We start from the raw sequence: 23,140 nt of genomic DNA on the forward strand, positions 1-23,140 counted from the left end.
TTTATATAACAAACGAAACGCCTTCAATATGATTGAAGGCGTTTCGTTTATTGTGCGATTAATTCAGCATCTATTACTTTCTCCAAATGAGATAATACACGCTTTGCAGCTTCCTCACCTTGATTAATACAGTCTGGAAGTCCAGCGCCAGCATAGGAGCTACCTGCCAAGTATATATACCTGGCAACTCTTTCTCCATAAATGTTGTGAGCTGTTTCATTCGCTCGTTATGGCCTACTGTATATTGAGGCATCGCTTCTTTCCAGCGACTTACGATTGTAAACTCTGGATCCTCTGTAATGTCCATCGTCTTTCGTAAATCTTCTAGTACGAGCTGAACGAGTTCTTCTTCAGTTTGTTCTACAACCGCTTCATCACCAGCACGCCCGACGTAGCAACGAAGGAGTGTTTTTCCTTCTGGCGTTGTATGCGGCCATTTTTTATGCGTCCACGTACATGCTGTAATCGTGTAATCGCTATTTCGTGATACGACAAATCCTGTACCATTAATATCACGCTGGATTGCGGATTTTTGGAAAGCAAGTGCGACATTGGCAACGGATGTGGATGGAATATTACGGAAGAAACGAAACTGCTTGTACTGAGCAAACATGGACGGCAATACTTTATGCGAAGTTGCCACTACGATGGCGTCCGCTTCTATTTCTTTTCCGTTACTAAGAGTAATCGTATAACCATCACCCTGTTTTGCAACTTTTTCAATGCGAGTTCCCTTTATTATCGTACCTTCATGCATCTTTACTTCGAGAGATTCTACGATAGATTCTAAACCTGTTTTCACTGTTTGGAAGATTCCCTTTTTCGGTTCAGCTTTCTCTTTTTTCGGAGCGAGCGTACGCATACCGAGCGAAATACTACGATGTTTCTGCTCAATCTGATACATTTGCGGGAATGTTGACATTAAGCTCATTTCATCAATATCCCCTGCATAAATACCCGATAGTAACGGTTCTATTAAGTTTTCAACCACTTCGTTTCCAAGACGATGTCTGAAAAATTGTCCGAGTGATTGGTCAGATACTGGCTTTGATCTCGGCATTAATAGATCAAAACCAGCTCTTAATTTACCAATTGGGGAGAATAACCCGGAAAATAGAACCGGAGTAATTTGCGTTGGAATTCCCATCATTGATCCGCTCGGCATTTTATGTAACCGATTTTTTACGAGGATAAATGATTGACCAGTCGTATTTTCTACAATTTCATCGCCAAGACCTAATTCTCTCGCTAATCTAGCTGCACTTTCTTTTCTTGCTAAGAAAGAATCCGGTCCGCGCTCAATTGTAAAACCATCTTTTCGAACGGTTTGAATTTTTCCGCCAAGTTTACCCGATGCTTCTATAAGTAATGTATCAATCGGCAAGTTTTTTTCATGAATATTTTTTTGTAAGTTATACATTGCTGTTAATCCAGTGATGCCTCCGCCGACGATCACAACTTTTTTCCTCAAGCAGGCTCCCCCTTTCTTCTTACAGTACAGATTCTTTTTTCTTTAATACAACATCTGTTAAACAATCAATAAATGCGTCCGATGCATTTGGCATTTCTGGACGATAATATTTCGCACCAATTTCATCCGTTACAACTTTACACTCAAAGTCGTTATCATATAAAACTTCTAAATGTTCCGCAACAAATCCAACTGGTGCATATATGAATGAAGTATAACCGTGCTTTTCATTTAGTTCTCTCGTTAAATCTTGTACATCTGGACCAATCCAAGGATCTGGTGTGTTCCCTGCACTTTGCCAGCCTACTGCATAGTTTGCTACTTCCGCTCCGCGCGCGATATAATCCGCTGTTTCATTTAATTGATCTGGATATGGATCGCCCATTGCAATAATTTTCTCTGGTAAACTATGTGCAGATACGATTAATACTGCTTTTTCACGCTCTGCATCTGACATACCGTTATATATACCTTTCACTGCATCAACCCAGTACTGGATGAATTTCGGCTCTTTATACCAGCTATCAATGCCGTGAATTGTTAAGTTTCCAAGTTTCTCAGCTTCTTCTTGTGCTCGTCCAACGTATGATTTCACGCTAAACGTAGAATAGTGAGGTGCAAGAACAAGTGCGATTGCATCTTGTATTCCGTCGTTATGCATATCTTTGACCGCATCTTCAATAAACGGTTCAATATGTTTTAAGCCAAGATATATATGGTACTCTACTTCATCTTGTACTTCATTTAAACGCTTCTCTAACTTCTTAGCTTGCTCCAATGTAATAGTAGCTAAAGGAGAAATACCACCAATTGCACGGTAACGCTCTGTTAAATCTTCTAGCATTTCAGGACTTGGCTTTCTTCCTCTGCGAATATGTGTATAGTAACGTTCAATATCTTCTTCTTTATATGGCGTTCCGTATGCCATTACAAGCAAACCAATTTTCTTTTTCATACAGCAATTCTCCTTTACTTCGCTAACTGCCCTTTAGAGTATTCATGAATAAATGTAGTTAAACGTTTTAATGTATCCGGATTTACTTCTGGGAATACACCGTGACCTAAGTTAAAGATATAACCCGGCTGTTTCATCCCTTGATCTAAAATACCTTTTACATGTTCTTCAATAACAGACCATGGCGCAAGTAAGAATGAAGGGTCCATATTACCTTGTACCGCCTTATGAACGCCACGTGCACGTGCTTCTTCAATCGGTAAGCGCCAGTCTAAGCCGACTACATCAAGCGGTAAGTCGTGCCACTCATTCACTAAGTGTGCAGCTCCTACGCCGTGCATAATCATCGGTACACCCATCTTACGAACTTCTGCAAAAATACGCTCCATTGCTGGTTTAATAAATACGCGATAATCTGCTACATTTACTGTTCCAACCCAAGAATCGAAAATTTGAACTGCTTTTGCTCCTGCGTTTATTTGCGCTTTTAAATATGTAATAACCATATCTGCTAGTTTATCCATTAAAGCGAACCAAGCTTTTGGCTCTGCATACATGAACGCTTTCGTATTATGGTAGTTACGAGATGGACCGCCTTCAATCATATAGCTCGCTAATGTAAATGGAGCTCCTGAAAAACCGATTAACGGTACGTCTAACATTTCTGTCGTTAATAAACGAATTGTATCTAGTATGTACGGTACGTCATCTTCTGGATTGATTTCCCCTAGTTTTTCTACGTCTTGTAAAGAACGGATTGGATTATCAATAACTGGGCCAATACCTGATTTAATTTCTACATCCACACCAATTGCAGGTAGTGGTGACATAATATCTTTATAAAGAATTGCTGCGTCTACGTTATACTGATCAACCGGCAATTTTGTAACGTAAGCACATAACTCTGGATTATGTGTAATTTCAAATAAAGAATACTTTTCTTTAATCTTTCTATATTCCGGCTGTGAACGACCTGCTTGACGCATATACCATGCTGGTACATAATCGGTACGTTCCCCCCTACATGCTTTTAAAAATGTCTCATTTATAGTTCTTACCAAGACCCTTGCTCCCTTCCTTACCAATGCTTCGAATACGTTCGATATTTATCTTTTTTTACTATACAGCTTGTAAAAACAAAATGCATAATATTATGTACGTTGTTCATTAAATTGACACAAACATTCTTAAAAACGCTTACTATTTTCACAACATTCTTATTATAACACAGAGAAAAACTATGGTTTAGCTACTTTTGACTTTTCTCCTTCACGATTCGTTTGTGTATTATATGGTACAACGTAAAAGCTCGGTTTTGAAAATATGTTAACGAACTTTTCCTCATATTCCCCAGCACCATTTACAGTGCTAACATGTGTATGAATTCCGTTCTCCACTCTATAGATTCGGTACATAATTCTGTTATCTGGAAGTGGCGTCCAACTTAATTTTGCTTTAAATAAACCGAAAGGGCTAAATGATAGTTTCATTTTTACATCTTCAATTTTGCGCAGTCGAATCGGAGCGCCGATTGTTTCCACACCTTCAGGCTTCATAAACTTCTCTTTATGTTCTACATTAGCCTTCGTTAAAATTTTCTTAAACAATTTTGTCGCAGATGCACTTTCTCCTTGCAACTGATGCTCCTTATCCGTACGATCATAACCAATCCAAACAGCGCCTACTAAGTTAGGTGTATAGCCGACGAACCACATATCTCTTGCTCCCTTATCGTCATTTGGCAATGAAGTTGTACCCGTTTTTCCAGCTAACGCACCGTTATATACACCAACTCTCGCTGTTCCTTCCTTCACAACTCCTTCTAACATTTTCGTCATATACCATGCTGTCTGCTTCGAGAAGATTTTCGTCTCTACTTTTGGAGATTCCCCAATGACTGAACCGTGTCTGTTTAATACTTTATCAATAACGTGCGGTTCAATAATATTTCCATTTGCTAAAAATGAACGATACATTTTTACAAGATCAAATGTTGAAACGCCATTTTTTAGTCCCCCAAGCGCTGTACTTAAACCAGCATCTGCAATATGGACATTTCCTTTTTCTAAATATTGCTTTCCTTCTTCTACCCCTAACTCATTTAATAAAGAAACTGCCGGTACGTTTGCCGACTCTAAAATCGCATCATACATCGTCATTTCTTTTGAATACTCATGATTATAATTTCGAGGTTCATACCCTTCAAAAGAATTTCTTTCATTTGTTAATAAAGAATACGGATTATACTTTTTCGTTTCTAGTGCTGGTGCATAAACGATAAGTGGTTTTAAAACAGATCCGGGCTGCCTTTTGGCAAAAACACGATTAAATCCTCTCGGGACGTACTTTCTTCCCCCAATCGCCGCTTTAATCCCTCCCGTACGATTATCCATTAATAAGAAAGCACCTTGCGCCCCTTCTTCTTTCCCAGGAAAATTCCTTGCATCTTGAAACTGGTTATATGCTACCTTTTGAATCTTTTCATCCATAGGTACGACAAACGTATATCCTCCGCGAAGTACTTCTTGATGAGACAACCCGTATAAACGAGCGGCTTCATCTATGACCATATCAATATACGGCATATATGCAAGCTCATTTTCGTCTAAGTTTTTATATAAAGCAATCGTCTTTCCTTGATAACGAACGCTATCTTCGGCAGTCAAATAGCCTTGTTTATGCATAAGTGACAATACTAGATCGCGGCGTTCCTTACTCTTCTCTGCAGAATAGTACGGTGAATATCCGTTTGGTGACTTCGGAAGGCCTGCAAGCATTGCCCCTTCCTCTACTGTTAAATCCTCAACATTTTTATTAAAATATAACTTTGCTGCCGCTTGAATACCGTAAGCCCCATGACCAAAATAAATATGATTCATATACATTTCAAGAATTTGTTGCTTCGTATATTTTTGCTCTAATTGAAGAGAAATTGCGACTTCCTTCAATTTGCGCGTAAATGTTTTTTCACGAGTTAAAAAGACGTTTTTAGCGAGTTGCTGCGTAATGGTACTACCGCCCTCTACCTTCTCTCTAGCTAACGTATCTTTATAAAGAGCACGGAATATAGACGGATAATCAATCCCTTGATGCTCATAAAAACGAGAATCTTCCACCGCAACAAATGCCTGCTGCACATGCTTCGGAATTTGCTCGATCGGTACGAGCTCTCTATTCTCTACATATAATTTCGTAATTTCTTTCCCTTTCTGGTCAACGATACGTGATGAAGAGTGGAAAACGAGCTGCTTTTCATCCATCATATAGCCACCAGCTAACACGATAAGTTTATAGAGTACAATCGCTATTACGAACGTTGCGACGCCGCCTAATAAAGTCCACTTTACTTTCTTCATACATCGTCCTTCTTTCCAAATGATGGTACATTTATTATTTGAAAAAGAAGTATCTTTATGTATATAATCTTCGAAGTTTTTTAAGAGAGTTGATATAATAGAAACAAACTAGTAAGGGGGCATTAAAATGAAGGCTATTATTTCATACGAAACACCTCTAGAACAAGTACATTTCACTGCAAAAAATGATGAGAAAAATATGTTTTATAAAGAAAATACAGAAGAATCTGTAGAAGGCTCACTTCAGTATGACGTACTAGATGCTGTCGGTGAATTTAAAGGACAACCTGGCTATATCGTTTGTAACAATATTTCTGTAACAGACGAAGGTCGCCCTGTATTTGAAAACCGCTTTAAAAACCGCGCAGGCCTTATTGAAAACGAACCAGGATTCCAAGCAATCCGTGTTCTACGCCCATTAAGTAACGATACATATGTCATCTTAACGATGTGGGAAACAGAGCAAAACTTTAAAGACTGGACAGAATCACGTTCATTCGAAAACGCTCATAAAAAACGCCCTGCACAAGCAGAAGGACAAGCTCAGGCTCAGGCGCATCCACATGCGGAACAGCAGAAAAGTATTTTCTCTCGCCCTTCTTTTGTGACTACTTTTGATGTATTAGTTTAATTTTTTTGAGTTTGGAGTTCGGAAACCGCGGTATGTGAAATTATATCGGCGATTTTTCGAATATATCAGCGCAACTCGAATTATATCAGCGTTTTTCTGAATATATCAGCGCAACTCGAATTATATCAGCGATTCTTCGAATATATCGAATTATCGACAAATCATGACACAAAAAGGAAACACCATTACACACCGGTGTTTCCTTTTTCTTTGTACCAATTATATATACGAAGTGAATCTTTTTTTCTCATATGCTTTACTTCATAACCTCGCCCAGCTATCGCTACAAGAGTTGTACATAATTCATCCTTTCTTTGAAAATACGATTGATTATAACCTACTGCTTGAACATGTCTTCTTCGCATTATTCCTGTATATTTCGAAAAATTACGATATACAACCGTTAGTTGATTTTCTCTTAATTCATAACCGCCACTTTTATATCTAGCATACGCAAGTAACGAAAACACGATAAATAACGGTAATATAACAAACAATGCAATATATTGTTTTAAATATATATTCACGCTAGCAATTAGAACTGTGAGTATGATACTTATTAACCAGCCCATAATGAAATAACGACGCAACGCTGTTTTTGGTAAGTGAGCGGTCTCCGCTTCAATTTCATAAGGTAACTCTAAATATGTGAGCAGGTGCTGTACATCTTTTTTCTTCATAAAAGGATGCAGCATCACTTCATTACTTGCTGCTCCAATACTGTGAATTGCTTCCACTTCAACAGCGCAATAACCAAATGGCTGGCGAAGCATACATTCTTTTACAGTAATCGCTTGAATTCGGTGCAATTTTAAGACAAACTCTTTCTTTTCAAATAACCCTTGAACGATACGAATTTCTTCCCCATTTCGCTCAATTTTAAAGTTTGCATATTTCAACACATATCCAGCCGTGGAAATAATCCATGAAATTGCCATTAAAATTAATGCTATTACAATTAGTTTATAAACACCGTTTCCCATCACATACGCTTCTACTTTACTTGTGAATCCTTCAGGAAGAACAAAATCAAACTTTGTGTAAGGAAGTACCAGTCCAGAAAACACTAGTCCGAACCGACCAGATGTAATCGCTGCTGCTAAAACCTCTTTCGCTGTTAACTGATAAACCGTCTTGCTTTCTTCTTCTATGTCTTCTTTTACAGTAGTTTCTTTCTTATGTAATAAAGAGATTAAATGTTTTGCCTCGTCTTCTTTAATACCAGCCAACATCACTTCTGGTTCACTACCACCACCCGCTACTTCTATATTTAACTTCATAAGCCCAAGCACCTGATAAATGACGTTAGAAGACGTACTAACATTTTGCACACGTTCTTTATTTAAATAACTTTCCTTCTTTACAAAAACACCGTGCTTTATATGTAAAATATTATTCTCAATCCAGTACACTTTAAAATACCATTTAATTGCTGAAAAAATAGCCATGATGAATAAAACAACCAGAAGGAAAAGATAAAATAAATACCAAGGTTCCACTTGTTCATCAGGTTTAAATAAAACAAGAATAATAAGTGGCAACAAACTCGCAACTCTAATACCTAACAATATCGTAATCGGATGTTGCCTCTTATACATCCTTATCACTCACTTTCGCAAGTTCTCCAATTTGTCTTTTTAGCTGTTCTGCTTCTTCTTTCGTTAAACCTGGAATACTATGAGAAGTTGCGGCTGTTGAAATGTGTAATTCTGCTAAATTATACTTTCTCATGATCGGCCCTTGCTCAATCGTTACGTGTTGCACACGGATCATCGGAATAAGTACGCGTTTTACAACGAACATTCCCTTTTGAATCTCAATCTCTTCTTCATTTAATCTGTAACTATAATAGCGCTGACGTAAATTTGGAAACACAAAATAATCAAGTGGAATAAATGTAATAGCTCCTGTTACTAATAGTCCAAACAACCAGCCCCACCAGTTAAAGTTAATCATAAAAAAGAAATACGCAATTACGACTGTTAGTATAACTGCCGTCCCAATTAAAGCGTGAATTCGCCACACTTTCAGCATATTAGAATGAATCTCCCTTTCTAACGGCTGCATCTCATCACTCCAATTCTATAAATTTATTACTTATATATTATCAAAAAATAAGATTTTATATACATTTTTGTAAATTTATAGCCAAATAAAAATATATGAATTAAAAGCATATTAAAGAAACACACACCTCAGTTTTGAAAATTATATATTATACATATGAATTATATTGAACTAAAATAAACCTTACATGATTCATGCAAGGTTTATCGTTTTATACACAATATATTTCATTATTGTTGAGATATACTAGCATCGCTTTCAATTCGCTTTTCTTTTTGGCTCAGTTTTTTATCTTTAGATTTTTTTAATGTTAAAGTCATACCAATAAAAATAAAAAGAATTCCTGTTATTTGCATTAAAGTTGGACGGAATCCAGTAAGTACAGTATCTAATAATATTGCCACTGCCGGATCCAAAAAAACTAATATTGAGATTGTTTTTGTAGATAAATAGCGTAAACTATCAAAAAACAGATAATATACTATCCCTGTGTGAATAAAACCAGTAGCTATAATATATGTCCAATTACTTTGAGTGAGGCCACTAAAAGCATCTAAATCTATAAATGGTATTAAAAGAAATATCCCCAAGAATGTTTGTAAAAATGTCATTGCATACGCACTCATTTTGTTAATCCCTTTACCAAATAAAGTTGTAAATGCATAAAAGAGAGCTGCAAGAAATCCCCATATCATACCTGAAGACATTAATGAACCGACAGAGAAACTTCCATCGATACCAGCAATTAATAAAGCTCCTGCAAAACACACAACTATTGAAATGATAGATATTAATGTTAATTTTTCTTTAAAGACGATACTTCCAATTAACAGTACAATTACTGGTGCAAGATGATAAACCGAGATAGCAATTGTAACTGACATATTTTCAAAGGCTTTAAATAAGAAAACCCAATTAAATACTAAGAAAAAGCCACATATTAAAACTTGAATAACTTCTTTTCGTTCCCATTTATCTTGTTTATATTGCCCTGTAAGCAACCCGCATACACTTAAAAATATTGTCGCAAAAATACACCTTACAAACACTAATTCAAACGAAGGTAAGTTTGTTTGAACTGAAAAGAATCCAACTGATCCAAAGATAACCATTGATGCTATCATCTTTAAAGCCGGTACCGTTTTCTCTTGCTTAAAACTTTTTTGAAGCAAATTAATCCCCCTCCAATAAAAACTCGGTTTATAGTGAGAAAAACACCAGCCTAAAAAAGGACAGGTGCTTTTCCTCAAAAACACTCAATTATAAATTTTTCCCAGCAGTCCAACCACCATCAATTACAAAATTAGAACCAGTAATAAAGCGGGCCTGATCAGAAATCAAGTACTCAATACATGAAACAATATCCTGCGGCAACCCCCAAGTATCTAAAGATTGATTACTTTTTATCATAGACATCAAGGCTGTATTACTAAAGTATTCTTCTGTAAGTTCAGTTCTAATAACACCGGGAGAAATGCTATTCACCCTTATATTTTGCTTCCCAAATTCCATAGCCATCTGTTTAGTCAATCCGATTAAAGCATGCTTTGATGCAACATAAGCAGCTCGCTCTGGTTCAGCCATTAATCCAGAAACCGATGCTATATTCACAATACAACCTTTTATTTTCGATTCACACCATCGCTTAGCTACTTCCCTAGAAAGGATAAATGGGGCTACTAAATTTACATCCATTACTTTTTTAAACATATCATCGGATAAATGTAAAACAGGTGTTATCTCTCGAATACCAGCTGCATTTATTAATATATCAGGAGAAAGCTTTTCTAAATCTAATTGAGTAAAAAGATTATGAATCGCTTCGCTATTACTTAAATTAATTTGCACTACTTTCAAAGGCATATCTGTTTTCATATAATCTATTAAGTTATTATTATTAATATCAAGCGCTATTACATGAAATGATTTTTCTAAAAAGTATTTTATACAAGCATGACCTATACCGCTATTGGCTCCAGAAATCATAATTATTTTATTCTCTCTCATTTTGTCTCCTTATAAGAAAATGTTACTAATAAAATATCACGAAAAGCTTCAGTACTACATTCTGTTCCAAGTGGCGTTACGGCATGGAAGACCTTTTGTCCAAATACTAAAGTTTCTAAAGGCTCCTTCAAACTTATAAACTGATTAATTTCCCGTGGAGAATTAGCTATTAAATTATCTCCGCCAATAGCTGTATTACTTAAATTCATAAGGTGTAAAAACACTACTGGTTCATCATCTTTATGTAACCAAATAGGCGAACTAAAAGATGGTCTTTCTTTAGTAGCTTTATACCTTACTTGATGTAACCTATAATTAAATCTTTACTTGTATCTATTATATTTGTTTTAAATGCAAATTCAGTATCGAAACGCACGATATTTTGAATTAAAGGATTATATAAAAAGCTATCATTTATGCTATTGAACTGTCTAACTTTCCCGCCATCATCATAGTTATATTCTTTAGATTGGAAGTAATCATTACTATTATCTAAAATATAATCTGGTGAATCAACATACTTTATATACCTTGAATAAGATCTAGCACGACATTCACCGTACGCATCATCTGCCAAATTATAATAATCTAACTGTGCTTGTGTTAATAAACTATGATTCTCTTCCTCTTGTAAAAAGATTTCATTTGAGATTTCAAGGAATCCTTTAGATTCAAATTCATGTACCTTTTCTTCTATGCTAAAGCCACTCATTTTACTAAGAACAAACGTCATTATAAAAACCTCCACACTATTGTATTTTTCTTTCTCACCCTATGTTAGAAATGCAATACGTAACCGAGATTCTTGCTTAATAAAATTTTAAATTATGATATTCAATTAATACATCAAATGAAATATACGCAACTCATTAAAATTATTTATTAAGCAATATTATATATCCTTTCGGGTGTTTTTTCTAATTATCTGAAGATTTATCAACATTAGTCTTAATATTCAAAAATAAAGAAATAGATTTTTCAGAAAGATAAAACTGCGCGTATTGCAATTATTTATGTATATAACTTTTTTAAAAATTATATTTTAAATATAGCTAGTTTTTTATAAATTTTTTGATATAATTACATACGGGAAAAGGGAAGAACTTTGTCTTCCCTTGTGTTTTTATTTGCATCTAGTACTTTTGCTAGATGCTTTTTTTTATGCTAAAAAAGGTATCCTCAAATACTTTGAGGATACCTTTTCACCTTTATTATCTCTGCTGTTTTCTACCTAATATGAGTAATCCAAAACTCATCATTACAAGAAGTGCTCCCATATATAGTTCCACAGGCATTTTCTGCCCTGTCTTCGGTAATTCTTTTTCAAGTTTCTCTGGATTCGGTGTTCCAGGCTTTTCTGGATTCGGTGTTCCAGGTTTTTCTGGATCTGGTGTTCCAGGTTTTTCTGGATCTGGTGTTTCTGGGCCTGGTGGCGCTAAATGATTCAATTTGTTTAATACTTCTAATTGAACTGCATTTATCATTCCATTTGTAATTTCAAATGGAATTGGATTAGTTAATTTTTCATAACCTTTTGGTGCTTCTACTTCTACTAGTGTGTAGTTACCTACAGATAGATCTGTGATTTTTGCCTTTCCATCTTTATCTGTTGTTACTTTCACTACTATTTTTCCCTTTTCATCATGAACTTCAAACACAGCTCCTGATAAGACTTCCTTGCTTTCAGCGGCCATTTTTGTAATCTCCACTGAACCTTTGTCTAACTGTTCATTCTCTACTTGCAATGATAAGACTTTCGTCATACCTTTTGTAATTTCGAATGAAACTGGCTTTTCTAGTGGTTTGTAGCCTGCTGGTGTTTCTACTTCTACTAACTCATACTTTCCAATAGATAAATCTGAAACGTTTGCTTTTCCTTCTTTATCCGTTGCTACTTTCGCAACTACTTTGCCTTTTGAGTCACGTACTTCAAATACAACATTTTCTAATGGTGCTTTACTGTCTTTATCTATTTTTTTGATTTCTACATTCCCCGTATCTACCATTTCATTTTCTACAGTGAACGCTAAAGATTTTATCATACCTTTTGTAATTTCAAATGGTACAGGCTTTTCTAATTTTTTGTAGCCTGGTAAACTCTCTACTTCTACTAGCTTGTACTTTCCTACTGATAAATCTGCAACTGTTGCTTTTCCAGCTTTATCTGTCGTTACTTTCGTTACTACCTTGCCTTTGTCGTCTTGAACTTCAAATGTTACGCCCGCTAATACTGCGCCACTTTCTTTGTCTACTTTTGTAATCTCTACTGAACCTTTATCTAACAGTTCGTTCTCTACTTTCAATGATAAAACTTTTGTCATACCTTTTTTGATTTCGAATGATACTGGTTCTGTTAATTGTTTGTAACCTGGTAAGCTTTCTTTCTCTACTAATTTGTACTTTCCTACAGATAAGTCTGAGATTTTTGCTTTACCATTTTTATCTGTTTTTACTTCCGTTACTACTTTTCCTTGTTCGTCTTGTACTGCGAAGACTACGTCTTCTAATACTTTTTGACTATCTTTATCTACTTTTGTGATTTCTACTGAACCTTTGTCTAACTGTTCATTCTCTACTTTTAATGATAAGACTTCTGTCATACCCTTTTTTGATTTCAAATGATACTGGTTTCGCTAGTTTTTTATATCCCGGTAAGCTCTCTACTTCTACTAGCTTATATTTTCCTACTGATAAATCAGCAATCTTTGCTTTTCCTTCTTTATCTGTCGTTACTTTTGTTACTACTTTATCTTTTTCATCTTGCACTTCGAATGTTACGCCCGCTAATACTGCGCCACTTTCTTTGTCTACTTTTGTAATCTCTACTGAACCTTTATCTAACAGTTCGTTCTCTACTTTCAATGATAAAACTTTTGTCATACCCTTTTTGATTTCAAACGATACTGGTTCTGTTAATTGTTTGTAGCCTGGTAAGCTTTCTTTCTCTACTAATTTGTACTTTCCTACAGATAAGTCTGAGATTTTTGCTTTACCATTTTTATCTGTTTTTACTTCCGTTACTACTTTTCCTTGTTCGTCTTGTACTGCGAAGACTACACCTGCTAATACTTTTTGATTATCTTTATCTACTTTTGTGATTTCTACATTTCCCTTGTCTAACATTTCGTTTTCTACTGTTAAAGCAAGAGATTTTGTCATGCCTTTTTCAACTTGGAAAGTAATCGGATCTACTAATTGTTTATATCCTTTTGGTGCTTTTACTTCTACTAACTTGTATGTGCCGACTGATAAATTAGTAACTTGTGCTTGTCCTTTTTTATCTGTCGTTATTTTAGCGACTACTTGTCCTGCTTCATCTTGAATTTCAAAGACTGCATCAGCTAAAGCATCTTTATTTTCTTTATCTACTTTTGTAATTTCTACATTTCCTGTATCCACTAATTCATTTTCTACTCTTAGCTTTAGCGCTGTTACTCTACCCTTTTCAATTTCGAATGAAATTGGCTTTTCTAGTGGTTTGTATCCTGCCGGTGTTTCTACTTCCACCAACTCATACTTCACGATAGATAAATCTGAAACGTTTGCTTTTCCTTCTTTATCCGTCGTTACTTTTGCAACTACTTTTCCTTTTAAATCACGTACTTCAAATACAACATTTTCTAATGGAGCTTTACTATCTTTATCTATTTTTGTTATCTCTACATTCCCTGTATCCACCATTTCATTTTCTACTTTTAATGATAGAACCTCGGTCATGCCTTTTTTGATTTCAAATGATACTGGTTTTTCTAGCTTTTTATAACCAGGTAAACTTTCTACCTCTACTAATTCATACTTTCCTACAGGTAAATCTGAAACATTTGCTTTTCCATCTTTATCTGTCGTTACTTTTGTAACTTCATTACCCTTTTCATCTTGGACGATGAATGTTACTCCCGCTAACGGTGCTTTATTATCTTTATCTATCTTTGTTCTCTCTACATTTCCCGTATCTACCATTTCATTTTCTATTTTTAATGATAGAACTTCAGTCATGCCTTTTTTGATTTCAAATAATACTGGATCTGTTAGTTTCTTATAGCCTGGTAAACTTTCTTTCTCTACTAATTTGTACTTTCCTACTGATAGATCTGAGATTTTTGCTTTACCATCTTTATCTGTTTTTACTTCCTTTACTACTGTTCCAGCTTCATCTTGCACTTCAAAGACTACGCCTTTTAATGCTTTTTTGTTGTCTTTATCTACTTTTGTACTTTCTACTGAACCTTTATCTAACTGTTCATTTTCTACTTTCAATGATAGGACTGTTGTCATACCTTTTGTAATTTCGAATGATACTGGTTCTGTTAGCTTTTTGTAGCCAGGTAAACTTTTCGTCTCTACTAATTTGTACTTTCCTACTGATAAATCTGAGATTTTTGCTTTACCATCTTTATCTGTTTTTACTTCTGTTACTACTTTTCCTTGCTCATCTTGCACTTCGAAGACTACGCCTTCTAATACTTTTTGGCTATCTTTATCTATTTTTGTAATTTCTACTGAGCCTTTGTCTAACTGCTCATTTTCTACTTTTATCGATACAGTTTTTGTCATACCTTTTGTAATTTCAAATGGTACTGGTTCTGTTAGCTTTTTATAACCTGGTAAGCTTTTCGTCTCTACTAATTTGTACTTTCCTACTGATAGATCTGAAACGTTTGCTTTTCCATCTTTATCTGTTACTACTTTTCTTACTACTCCATCTTTCTCATCTTGGACTTCAAATTCGACACCCGCTAATACTGCCCCGTTTTCTTTGTCCACTTTTGTGATTTCTATATTCCCTTTGTCAACCATTGCATTTTCCACTTGTATTGGGAATATGCCGTCCCCTGTTACATTTACTTCGAACTCTGTTTCTTTTCATTGGTATCCTTCAGGTGCTTTCGTTTCTTTTAAAATATATTTTCCTAGTGCTAACGGTTTAGAGGTTGCCTTACCATCTTTATCTGTAACAATATGTTCGACTACTACACCGTCTTTTACTATATCAAACTCTGCATTTGCTAATGGTTTTTCACCATTTTCCGAATCAATTTTCTTTATTTCAATTTGACCCTTTTGCACAGTATTTTTAATTTCAATTGTTTTTGTTTCTCCAGCTTGAAGTGTAACCTCTACTGGGCTTGTTAATTTTTGATATCCTTCTGGTGCTACTGTTTCATAAACTTTATATGTCCCCGGAGCTAAAGTTTGAGGTACTGAAAAACCTTTTTCGTCCGTTGTCAGTTTTGCAACAACTTCATTTGCACTATTTCGAACTTCAAATTCGGCACCTTTTAACCCTTTGTTCGGATTCTCAGAATCTATTTTATGAAGCGATACTGTACCATCTTTTGGAGCTTCAGGCGGTGTAATAGTTACTTCTTTTGATGTTAATGTTTTATCATCAAAATGTAATTCCGCTTTATTAGGAATCTTCTTATCTACGTAAGAAGATAAGTCTGCATTATTTTTAATTTTCGCCTTGATACTAAGATTAATTATCTGGTCTTCATATGACTTATAGTCAAAATTCTCATCAAACGTAAATGTTACTTCACTTCTTTGTTTATCTATCTTTAGCGTTCCTTTAGAAGTAATATCTTGGCCATTTTGATCATACACTTTTGCCTCTAATACTTCTAAAACATCTTCTAAATCATCGCTAATTACCATTGATGTGTATTTAGGAGGATCGTTTGGTATATGTGTACCAACTTGATATTGAATAACTTGATTCATTTGTGTTAGCTGCTCATTCTCTACAAGCTTGCCATTCTCATCAACTATATTTTTTTCAATGCTAGGTGGATTATCGTCACCTGAACCGGTTCCCCCTCCACCACTTACAAATACTTGTCCTACTTTTTCTTCAGTTTTAATATTTTTACCTTCTAATTTCACAGTATTTTTATGAGGCTTTGCAGCAGGATTAGTAATCTTTGTTTTATATCTTAAAATATAACCTTTTGAACTGTCTGGAAATTCAATTGTAAATCCAGCCTTTGTTGCATTTATTTTAATGTTAGATAAATCTGCTGGCTTAATATTTGTTGGTGCATAACCATCTTCAAATACAGCCTCTTCTAATACTACGCTGTCTGTAATTAACTCATGCCCAGGTCCTAATGTATCTGTTAATTTAAGATCTTGCATTTCTGTTCCAGTCGCATTTACATATACAAGCCAATCAGCAATGGACGGATCTTCTTGATTATAAGAACCCCATTTCAATAGATTATCTGTATTGGGCTGTGGCTTCGGTCTCTCTGTAGTATTACTTACATTTACTTCTTTATTTACGATTTGACCATCAACGTTAAATTCTAATGGAATTTCTTTAACACCATCATATGCTTCTAGACCAAAGTAGAATTCTACGAATAAAGAACCTTTAATGTTATTCTTTCCTTCTACGTAATCACCCATAGTACACGTTAATAGACCCTTTTTCATCTCACATGTACCAACTGTTTTTCCTTCAGCATCTTTTAAAGGAAAACTCATATTCATAAGGTCTTTCCGAAACTCTTTTGGCATATCAATTGTGAATTGATCTCCACTTTTTATTTTTTCTTTAGCTGACCACTTCACTTCTACTTTCATACCATCTGAGGCTTGATATGGTTCAGATGTCGTGCCATCAGTACGGGAAATATTAATTTCGTCCACTGGACTTTTCATCACAGCAGCTTGAATAACTGGAGCCCACACATTCAGCACTGAAAATAATACTAGAAAAACTAATGAAACCATTGAAATATGTGTTTTAGTACTTTTCATTTGCATAGTTCCCTCCTATTTTTTATATTTATATAACAAAAAAAGACCGTCCGGTTGCATCAAAAATGTGCAACCAGACGATCTTAGTAACCAATATGTATTACCGTAGACTCTAAGCTTTGCGGCCTATCCTTTCGAATAGTGTGCTAAAAATATCTTTTATTCTTTTTTTGTTTCATTTTCCTCTTAAACCAAATATTACTATACCGTCTGGACGGTTATAATTCAATACTCTATAAAATTGTTCTATTTTTCTAATAAAAAAAATAATTCACCACTACATTAAAGAAGCAATGGTGAATCATTTTTAAATTATATAGTTCGTATATTCTATTTATATGAATTACTAATAAGAGCTTGAATCACTTTTTCTCTTAACTCGGGGCTTAGTCTTCCAACCCCTAAATATTCCGAATACCATAATCCATCTGCTGCTAATCTAATAATTGTTGCACAAACTGAATCTATCTCATCATTTTCTATATTTTTTTGTAGTTGCTGAAATGATTGTTGTAATGGCTCAAGTAATTCAGGTTTTAACATGAGTGCTGCCATCATACTGCTAGACAACTCTTCTGTTCTTCTCTCATTACTTAATCTTTCCTCTACAAAAGAGCGAATCCATCTCCCTTTCCTCTCTGAGTCTTCCGCTACTTTATTGTAAATGGCCCCTTCATAATCCTCTACCCCTCGGACTATCATACCTTCTATTAAAGCTTCTTTATTTGAAAAGTGATACAATAATCCACCTTTGCTTAAACCCGCCTCTTTTGCCACTGCTTCTAAAGTTAATTTAGCAACCCCTTTACATTGTACAATTTGAGAAGCGGCCGCCAAAATCTTTTGCCGCGTTATGCTTATACTCATTCCTTTTTAAAACCCCATTTCTACTAAATTTATATAAATACGAATCTTATTTTTAATATTGTTGATTACTACTAAGTATTTTCTTTATACAACAAAAGCTTCATTACCTTTGAATTTTTAGTTACTTATTCTATTAAAAATTTCCATATCATTCAATATGATAACATCAAATACACAACATTGACTATACATCTATACTTTCATATTCATTCCTAATATATCCATTAATAAAATTTACCGATTTAGTCCTTCTTATTACTTTATAAGACGGCAGTAATTCTTTCAGCACTAAATAAAAAATGTTATTACTCCCATTGAATTGAGTAATAACATTTTACTTAACAAATTCGCTGCCAACTAGCATCCTTCACATCTTCACTAGTCGGTTTTCTAACTGATCCAATAAAGTGAAACTTTATATCCGCAACATGGACAGGTGTATTTCATTTTGTCACTCCATTATTAACTTGTTTTCCCATATATTCCGAATCACAAAGAATGTAACAGCACAAATCATAGTTATCCCCATGAAAAATGTATTAGAATCTTCATATGTAGTTGGAATGCCTACCGTTACGAAAACAATACTAAAAGCTAAAAATAGATATAATAATAAAGATATAATATAGCTTAGTTTAAATCGTAAAATGATACCTCTAAACAATAGCTCACCAAGTAGACAGCCACCTAAAATAATAGGTACTCCGAAATACAATGTAAGGACTCCCATTTGCTCAGTAGATTGAATTATCTTTCCAATTATGTTCGGCGAAACCAGCTCACTATTGTTTCCCATCCTATCATATAAATCAAGTGCTGTTGCTGAAATAAAGAAACTTAATATAGAAAATGAATACGGTATTAAAAATTTGCTCACTCTCATTCACCTCGCTTTTTTCTTTACATATACTATTCATTATTTCCTATCATTTTCACATAAAAAAATAACCCTCTATGATAAAACATAGAGGGAAGCATTTCTATATAAAAATCTATACCTTATCCTGAAGTGAATCCCGAAAATAGGACAAATATCAAAACACCTAAACCATCTGCTATCTGCTCCCTACATTCTTTAGGGTAGATAGTTTATATGTTTTATTAGAAAGTAGTGCCTTCTTTTTTATAATATTCTTTTGAAATCTCTTCATAAAATGCGGCTGATGTCGCGTAGAAATAAGGTGCTAACCATAAGAAACCGATTCCTATAGTAAGAATACTTAATATGAACCAGCCTAAGAAACTTAAGCATAGTAAAAAGTAATCTATTTTATGTCCATTCATCATATGACGACTCTCAGTAATTGCTTGATTCGCTGTATATTCTGGATGATCATTCAAAATAAAATATGTCATAGAATAAGAAAATGATTTAATAATACCTGGAATAATAAGAAGTAATGTCCATAGAGTCAAGTATACATACATTAGTAAATATGTTAAAAACGACTTCATCAACTTACTTCCATCGCTAAACCATCTAAATATATGACCAATGCGAGCATCAGTCCCACGAATTGCATTTAAAACAAGATAATAGGCACCTATTGTTAATGGACCAATAACAAGCATTACAATAATACTTACTGTAAGTGAATCACTTGCTTCTTCCCAACCCCAAAATATCGAAAAAATACCTGTGGTTAGCATTTCAACAGCTCCAATAAGGATCCCGATTAATAAGGTTGCCCCTACCGCTAATCCCCATCTTCCTTTTAATGCATCAAGTGCTTCTCTTTTCAACTGACTTATCATATATAACCTCCTAATACTATTTATATTTTAGTATACCATTTATATCAAAAACCCCATAGATTTTCCTTAAATAGAAGCAAATTACCTTTTTTCATATACTGTAGTTGTACTAATATATGGATTAAACCACTCTTTTCCCTATAACAAAAAAGCTTGCCCTTCATAATAGGCAAGCTTTCTCTGGTTAATTCTCACTTAACTTCTTCTTATACCAATCCTGCATTCTCTCCGCATCTTCTACTCTCGTATGCTCTATTTTGTAACTAGATGATGCACTCGAAAACTTATACGTACATAAATCCGCACGGCGCTGAAAATATGATTGTGTCTTCTCCATTGATTGGACATGTCTTCTTCTAATAAGTCCTGTATATTTTCCGACGCTACGATAGACAAGTGTAATTTGTTCTCCGTTAACACTGTAACCATTTGTTTTAAATGTTGCGTATCCAAGTGTAAAGATAAGGATTGCGAGCGGAATTAATGCCCACATGATGAAGTGCTTTTCAGAGTATATACTTATTCCAAGAAGCGGGATTGCTAGCATTGCGAAGAAGATAAAACTATCAATGAGATAGCGGCGCAATGCTGCTTTTGGTAATGCAATAATGTTTGCATTCAGTTCGTATGGTAATTGTAAATGGGCGAGTAACTGTTGTACTCGATCTTTTCGAATGATTGGGTGCAGTGTAACCTTTTCTTTTTCGTCACCCATTCCTTTACTTTGAATGACTTCTACTTGCACAGCACAATAACCGAATGGTTGGCGTAAAATACTTTCTTTTATCGTAATACCTTGAATACGATGCAATTTTAGTACGAGCTCTTTTTTCTCAAGTAATCCTTGTGAAATGCGAACTTCGTCATTTCTTCGATTCACTGTGAAATCGCCATGTTTTAACGCGTAACCGATTGTAGATATAATCCAAGAAAGAACGAGTAAAATGGCTACCATGAAAATCCAGCCATATATATCATGTTCCATTACATACGACTTTACGCCATTCTCTATCCATTTCGGAATGTACTTATCTACTTGGTGATAAACGAAAAAGATTAAAGAGAATAATAGTCCAAATTGACCAGATGTAACAGATGCTAATAAAACCTCTTTCCAAGTTAATTTATATTCTGTCGTTTGTTTTTCCTCTGTAACAATTGCTTTTTCTACTACATTTTCTGTTGCTTCGTCTAACGTTCCTTCTGCTTTCACTTCTGGAGTTGGCTCATTTAGCAAAGCAATAAGCTCCGCCGCTTCTTCTGCCGTAATACCAGCTAAGCTAACTTCTGCTTCATCGCCCCCACCAGCTGTTTCAATCTGAATTTTTTTCAAACCGAGCATTTGATATAGTACGTTAAAACTTGTATTAATCGTTTGAACACGTTCTTTATTTAAGTAGCTTTCCTTTTTCACGAAGAGACCTTTTTTCACATGTAATACGTTATTTTCAACCCAATATGTTGTGTAATACCATTTTTCAAATGCTGAAAAAACGGTGAGTAAACCAAATGCTGCAGGAATTAAATACCAAAACAGGAATTTTCCGTTTAAGCTAAACATGAAAATAATGAGTGGTATAAAATCTGTTATTTTTAATTCTAATAACATCGTGATTGGATGCTGCCTCTTATACATCCTCATCACTCACTTTCGCTAATTCTGCGATTTTCGTTTTCAACATTTCTGCTTCATACATCGTTAAGCCTGGGATGCTGTGAGAAGTTGCTGCCGTTGAAATGTGTAATTCTGCTAAGCCATATTTTCTCATAATTGGTCCTTGTTCAATCGTTACGTGCTGCACACGAATCATCGGTACTAATACGCGCTTTACGACAAAAAGACCATGCTGAATTTCAAGTTCTTCTTCATTTAGTTGGTAGCTGTAATAACGTTGACGTAGTTTCGGGAATAAGAAGTACGCAAATGGTGCGAACACAACTGTTAGCCCAATCATCACATACAAAATCCACGCCCACCAATCAAACTTTATCATGAGGAAAAGGTAAGCTAAAATAACGAGTATACCGATCCCTTCTTCAATTACAGCACGAACTTTCCACACCTTGACCATGTCAGGGTGAATTTCATTTTTCAATGGATCCATGTAACCACTCCAAATCTAGTAATCTAATATATGAATTCTCTCAATCTATATTTTACGTAACTTTACAGAAAATTGAAATTTAATCTTCTTTCTTCTCAGGAATAAAATATCCGAACCAAAGTAGCCAAATGAAACCGATTAACTTCATCCAATTTCCATCCGCTTGAAAAGCTTCAATCATACCTGGTATTTTATAAACCCCAATAAATCCAAGAAAACCGAGCCACCAGTTTTTTTGCATTTTCATTTTTACTCCTCCTTCATGACGTTTTTCACATTTCGAATCCAAATTTCTTTATACTTTAACTGGAATCCCATGAGCATATAGTTGCTCATATTATCGATCACGAGTGCTAGCGTATGAGCATTTTCTTCCGTTTCATGTTGTGACACTACGTCAAGTTCTACGCCTTTCTTCAATAAATCGTGGAAACCATTTAAGAAATCTTCTTGTATTTCAAATAAGCGTTTCTGATACTTTTCATTTCGCGATGCAGTTACGATAAATTCGTTGATAACGCGTAATATCCCTTCTTGCCCTTCATATTCAGAGAGCATATGTAAACCATCAGCAATTAACTTTTCTGCAAAGTTTTCTTTCGTATATTGCTCTTTATCGAAATAACTCACGAAATGATATCCAGAGAAAATTTCTTCAAATAAAAAATCGATTAACGCTTCTTTAGAAGAAAAATGATAATAAATAGCCGGTTTTGAAATACCTACCTCTTTCGCAATCATGGAAAGACTCATCTTCTCAATGCCGTGTTCTGCCATAAGTTTAAATGATGCCTCTACAATGTTTTGCGATGTTTGTAAATTCTTCGTCATACTGTACCTCACTTGTTTTTACTTACCGGTCGGTAAGTAAATTATAAAATAAAACGAAATGATTTTCAATTTAGTTAGCGTTCTAGAAGGTGTTTATTGGAAATTACAGAAAGTTATAAAGTAAAAGCAACATATAACAATAAGGAGGATATCATATGGGACTTGGTGGTAATGGCGGTAGTGGTGGTAATGGCGGCGGTGAAGCAGGACAAGCTGGTAAGAGCGGATTTTCATTAATCATTGTACTTTTTATCGTATTGATTATAGTTGGAGTTAGCTATATCGGACTTGGCTTCTAAGAAAAGGCGTCCTACGTTACACATGTAGGAC

The 23,140-nt window shown here is 34.8% G+C and carries 16 protein-coding genes, 3 pseudogenes and 1 riboswitch; of the genes and pseudogenes, 2 read left to right on the forward strand and 17 right to left on the reverse strand.

The features are described from left to right. Positions 1-47 precede the first annotated feature (47 nt). The 4 genes and pseudogenes from hemY to MR169_RS18820 form a co-directional block, all read right to left on the reverse strand. Positions 48-1,471, reverse strand: a pseudogene (gene hemY, locus MR169_RS18805) (protoporphyrinogen oxidase). 19 nt (positions 1,472-1,490) lie between these two features. Next, positions 1,491-2,426 (reverse strand): ferrochelatase, encoded by a 936-nt coding sequence (gene hemH, locus MR169_RS18810; RefSeq protein ID WP_242319827.1) that lies wholly within the window; start codon positions 2,424-2,426, stop codon positions 1,491-1,493. A 14-nt stretch (positions 2,427-2,440) separates the two neighbouring features. After that, positions 2,441-3,487: a uroporphyrinogen decarboxylase gene (gene hemE, locus MR169_RS18815; protein ID WP_000252605.1), complete on the reverse strand. Its 1,047-nt coding sequence runs from the start codon at positions 3,485-3,487 to the stop codon at positions 2,441-2,443. Positions 3,488-3,664: 177 nt separating this feature from the next. Beyond that, complete coding sequence (locus MR169_RS18820; protein WP_242319828.1) at positions 3,665-5,782, reverse strand: transglycosylase domain-containing protein; 2,118 nt, start codon at positions 5,780-5,782, stop codon at positions 3,665-3,667. A gap of 127 nt (positions 5,783-5,909) precedes the next feature. On the opposite strand from MR169_RS18820, the gene hmoB reads away from it, so the two are divergent. Beyond that, a complete protein-coding gene (hmoB, locus tag MR169_RS18825) occupies positions 5,910-6,413 on the forward strand; it encodes a heme-degrading monooxygenase HmoB (protein WP_000644099.1) in 504 nt (167 codons plus the stop codon). A 185-nt stretch (positions 6,414-6,598) separates the two neighbouring features. Here the strand turns inward: hmoB and MR169_RS18830 are convergent, their stop codons facing one another. The 13 genes and pseudogenes from MR169_RS18830 to MR169_RS18890 all read right to left on the reverse strand — a co-directional run bounded on the left by MR169_RS18830 (position 6,599) and on the right by MR169_RS18890 (position 22,810). Beyond that, complete coding sequence (locus MR169_RS18830; protein WP_242319829.1) at positions 6,599-8,011, reverse strand: PH domain-containing protein; 1,413 nt, start codon at positions 8,009-8,011, stop codon at positions 6,599-6,601. Continuing rightward, the gene (locus MR169_RS18835) at positions 8,004-8,480 is read right to left on the reverse strand and encodes a PH domain-containing protein (RefSeq protein ID WP_001182725.1); all 477 of its coding nucleotides are present in this window, start codon (positions 8,478-8,480) and stop codon (positions 8,004-8,006) included. Before MR169_RS18835 ends, MR169_RS18830 begins: the two co-directional genes overlap by 8 nt. 230 nt (positions 8,481-8,710) lie before the next feature. Next, positions 8,711-9,652 (reverse strand): DMT family transporter, encoded by a 942-nt coding sequence (locus MR169_RS18840; protein WP_242319830.1) that lies wholly within the window; start codon positions 9,650-9,652, stop codon positions 8,711-8,713. A gap of 88 nt (positions 9,653-9,740) precedes the next feature. Continuing rightward, the gene (locus MR169_RS18845) at positions 9,741-10,487 is read right to left on the reverse strand and encodes an SDR family NAD(P)-dependent oxidoreductase (protein WP_242319831.1); all 747 of its coding nucleotides are present in this window, start codon (positions 10,485-10,487) and stop codon (positions 9,741-9,743) included. Further along, positions 10,484-11,220, reverse strand: a pseudogene (locus MR169_RS18850) (2OG-Fe dioxygenase family protein). Before MR169_RS18850 ends, MR169_RS18845 begins: the two are co-directional and overlap by 4 nt. A gap of 478 nt (positions 11,221-11,698) precedes the next feature. Beyond that, positions 11,699-17,258: pseudogene (locus MR169_RS18855) on the reverse strand (SpaA isopeptide-forming pilin-related protein). A 59-nt stretch (positions 17,259-17,317) separates the two neighbouring features. Next, a riboswitch (cyclic di-GMP riboswitch) is annotated at positions 17,318-17,410 on the reverse strand. Positions 17,411-17,582: 172 nt separating this feature from the next. Then, the gene (locus tag MR169_RS18860; protein WP_000028008.1) at positions 17,583-18,119 is read right to left on the reverse strand and encodes a TetR/AcrR family transcriptional regulator; all 537 of its coding nucleotides are present in this window, start codon (positions 18,117-18,119) and stop codon (positions 17,583-17,585) included. Positions 18,120-18,570: 451 nt separating this feature from the next. Then, positions 18,571-18,996: a hypothetical protein gene (locus tag MR169_RS18865; RefSeq protein WP_033682783.1), complete on the reverse strand. Its 426-nt coding sequence runs from the start codon at positions 18,994-18,996 to the stop codon at positions 18,571-18,573. A 224-nt stretch (positions 18,997-19,220) separates the two neighbouring features. Next, on the reverse strand, positions 19,221-19,874 hold the full coding sequence (locus tag MR169_RS18870; protein WP_242319832.1) for a DUF975 family protein: 654 nt from the start codon (positions 19,872-19,874) through the stop codon (positions 19,221-19,223). A 184-nt stretch (positions 19,875-20,058) separates the two neighbouring features. Then, complete coding sequence (locus tag MR169_RS18875; protein WP_242319833.1) at positions 20,059-21,510, reverse strand: PH domain-containing protein; 1,452 nt, start codon at positions 21,508-21,510, stop codon at positions 20,059-20,061. Continuing rightward, positions 21,503-21,979 (reverse strand): PH domain-containing protein, encoded by a 477-nt coding sequence (locus MR169_RS18880; protein ID WP_000371357.1) that lies wholly within the window; start codon positions 21,977-21,979, stop codon positions 21,503-21,505. Before MR169_RS18880 ends, MR169_RS18875 begins: the two co-directional genes overlap by 8 nt. 79 nt (positions 21,980-22,058) lie before the next feature. Further along, a complete protein-coding gene (locus MR169_RS18885; RefSeq protein WP_000783813.1) occupies positions 22,059-22,226 on the reverse strand; it encodes a hypothetical protein in 168 nt (55 codons plus the stop codon). 2 nt (positions 22,227-22,228) lie between these two features. Further along, positions 22,229-22,810: a TetR/AcrR family transcriptional regulator gene (locus tag MR169_RS18890; protein ID WP_000164831.1), complete on the reverse strand. Its 582-nt coding sequence runs from the start codon at positions 22,808-22,810 to the stop codon at positions 22,229-22,231. Positions 22,811-22,965: 155 nt separating this feature from the next. Here MR169_RS18890 and MR169_RS18895 point away from each other — a divergent pair, with 155 nt between their 5' ends. Beyond that, complete coding sequence (locus tag MR169_RS18895) at positions 22,966-23,109, forward strand: YjcZ family sporulation protein (RefSeq protein ID WP_000522760.1); 144 nt, start codon at positions 22,966-22,968, stop codon at positions 23,107-23,109. Positions 23,110-23,140 lie beyond the last annotated feature (31 nt).

It is taken from the genome of Bacillus cereus group sp. BfR-BA-01349 (assembly GCF_022663795.1).
GTDB classification, from domain to species: Bacteria; Bacillota; Bacilli; order Bacillales; family Bacillaceae_G; genus Bacillus_A; species Bacillus_A cereus.

Coding starts and splice junctions, on each gene's coding strand:
- hemH (WP_242319827.1), bottom strand. CDS start 2,426: ATGAAAAAGAAAATTGGTTTGCTTGTAATGGCATACGGAACGCCATAT.
- MR169_RS18820 (WP_242319828.1), bottom strand. CDS start 5,782: ATGAAGAAAGTAAAGTGGACTTTATTAGGCGGCGTCGCAACGTTCGTA.
- hmoB (WP_000644099.1), top strand. CDS start 5,910: ATGAAGGCTATTATTTCATACGAAACACCTCTAGAACAAGTACATTTC.
- MR169_RS18830 (WP_242319829.1), bottom strand. CDS start 8,011: ATGTATAAGAGGCAACATCCGATTACGATATTGTTAGGTATTAGAGTT.
- MR169_RS18835 (WP_001182725.1), bottom strand. CDS start 8,480: ATGCAGCCGTTAGAAAGGGAGATTCATTCTAATATGCTGAAAGTGTGG.
- MR169_RS18845 (WP_242319831.1), bottom strand. CDS start 10,487: ATGAGAGAGAATAAAATAATTATGATTTCTGGAGCCAATAGCGGTATA.
- MR169_RS18860 (WP_000028008.1), bottom strand. CDS start 18,119: ATGAGTATAAGCATAACGCGGCAAAAGATTTTGGCGGCCGCTTCTCAA.
- MR169_RS18870 (WP_242319832.1), bottom strand. CDS start 19,874: ATGATAAGTCAGTTGAAAAGAGAAGCACTTGATGCATTAAAAGGAAGA.
- MR169_RS18875 (WP_242319833.1), bottom strand. CDS start 21,510: ATGTATAAGAGGCAGCATCCAATCACGATGTTATTAGAATTAAAAATA.
- MR169_RS18880 (WP_000371357.1), bottom strand. CDS start 21,979: ATGGATCCATTGAAAAATGAAATTCACCCTGACATGGTCAAGGTGTGG.
- MR169_RS18885 (WP_000783813.1), bottom strand. CDS start 22,226: ATGAAAATGCAAAAAAACTGGTGGCTCGGTTTTCTTGGATTTATTGGG.
- MR169_RS18890 (WP_000164831.1), bottom strand. CDS start 22,810: ATGACGAAGAATTTACAAACATCGCAAAACATTGTAGAGGCATCATTT.
- MR169_RS18895 (WP_000522760.1), top strand. CDS start 22,966: ATGGGACTTGGTGGTAATGGCGGTAGTGGTGGTAATGGCGGCGGTGAA.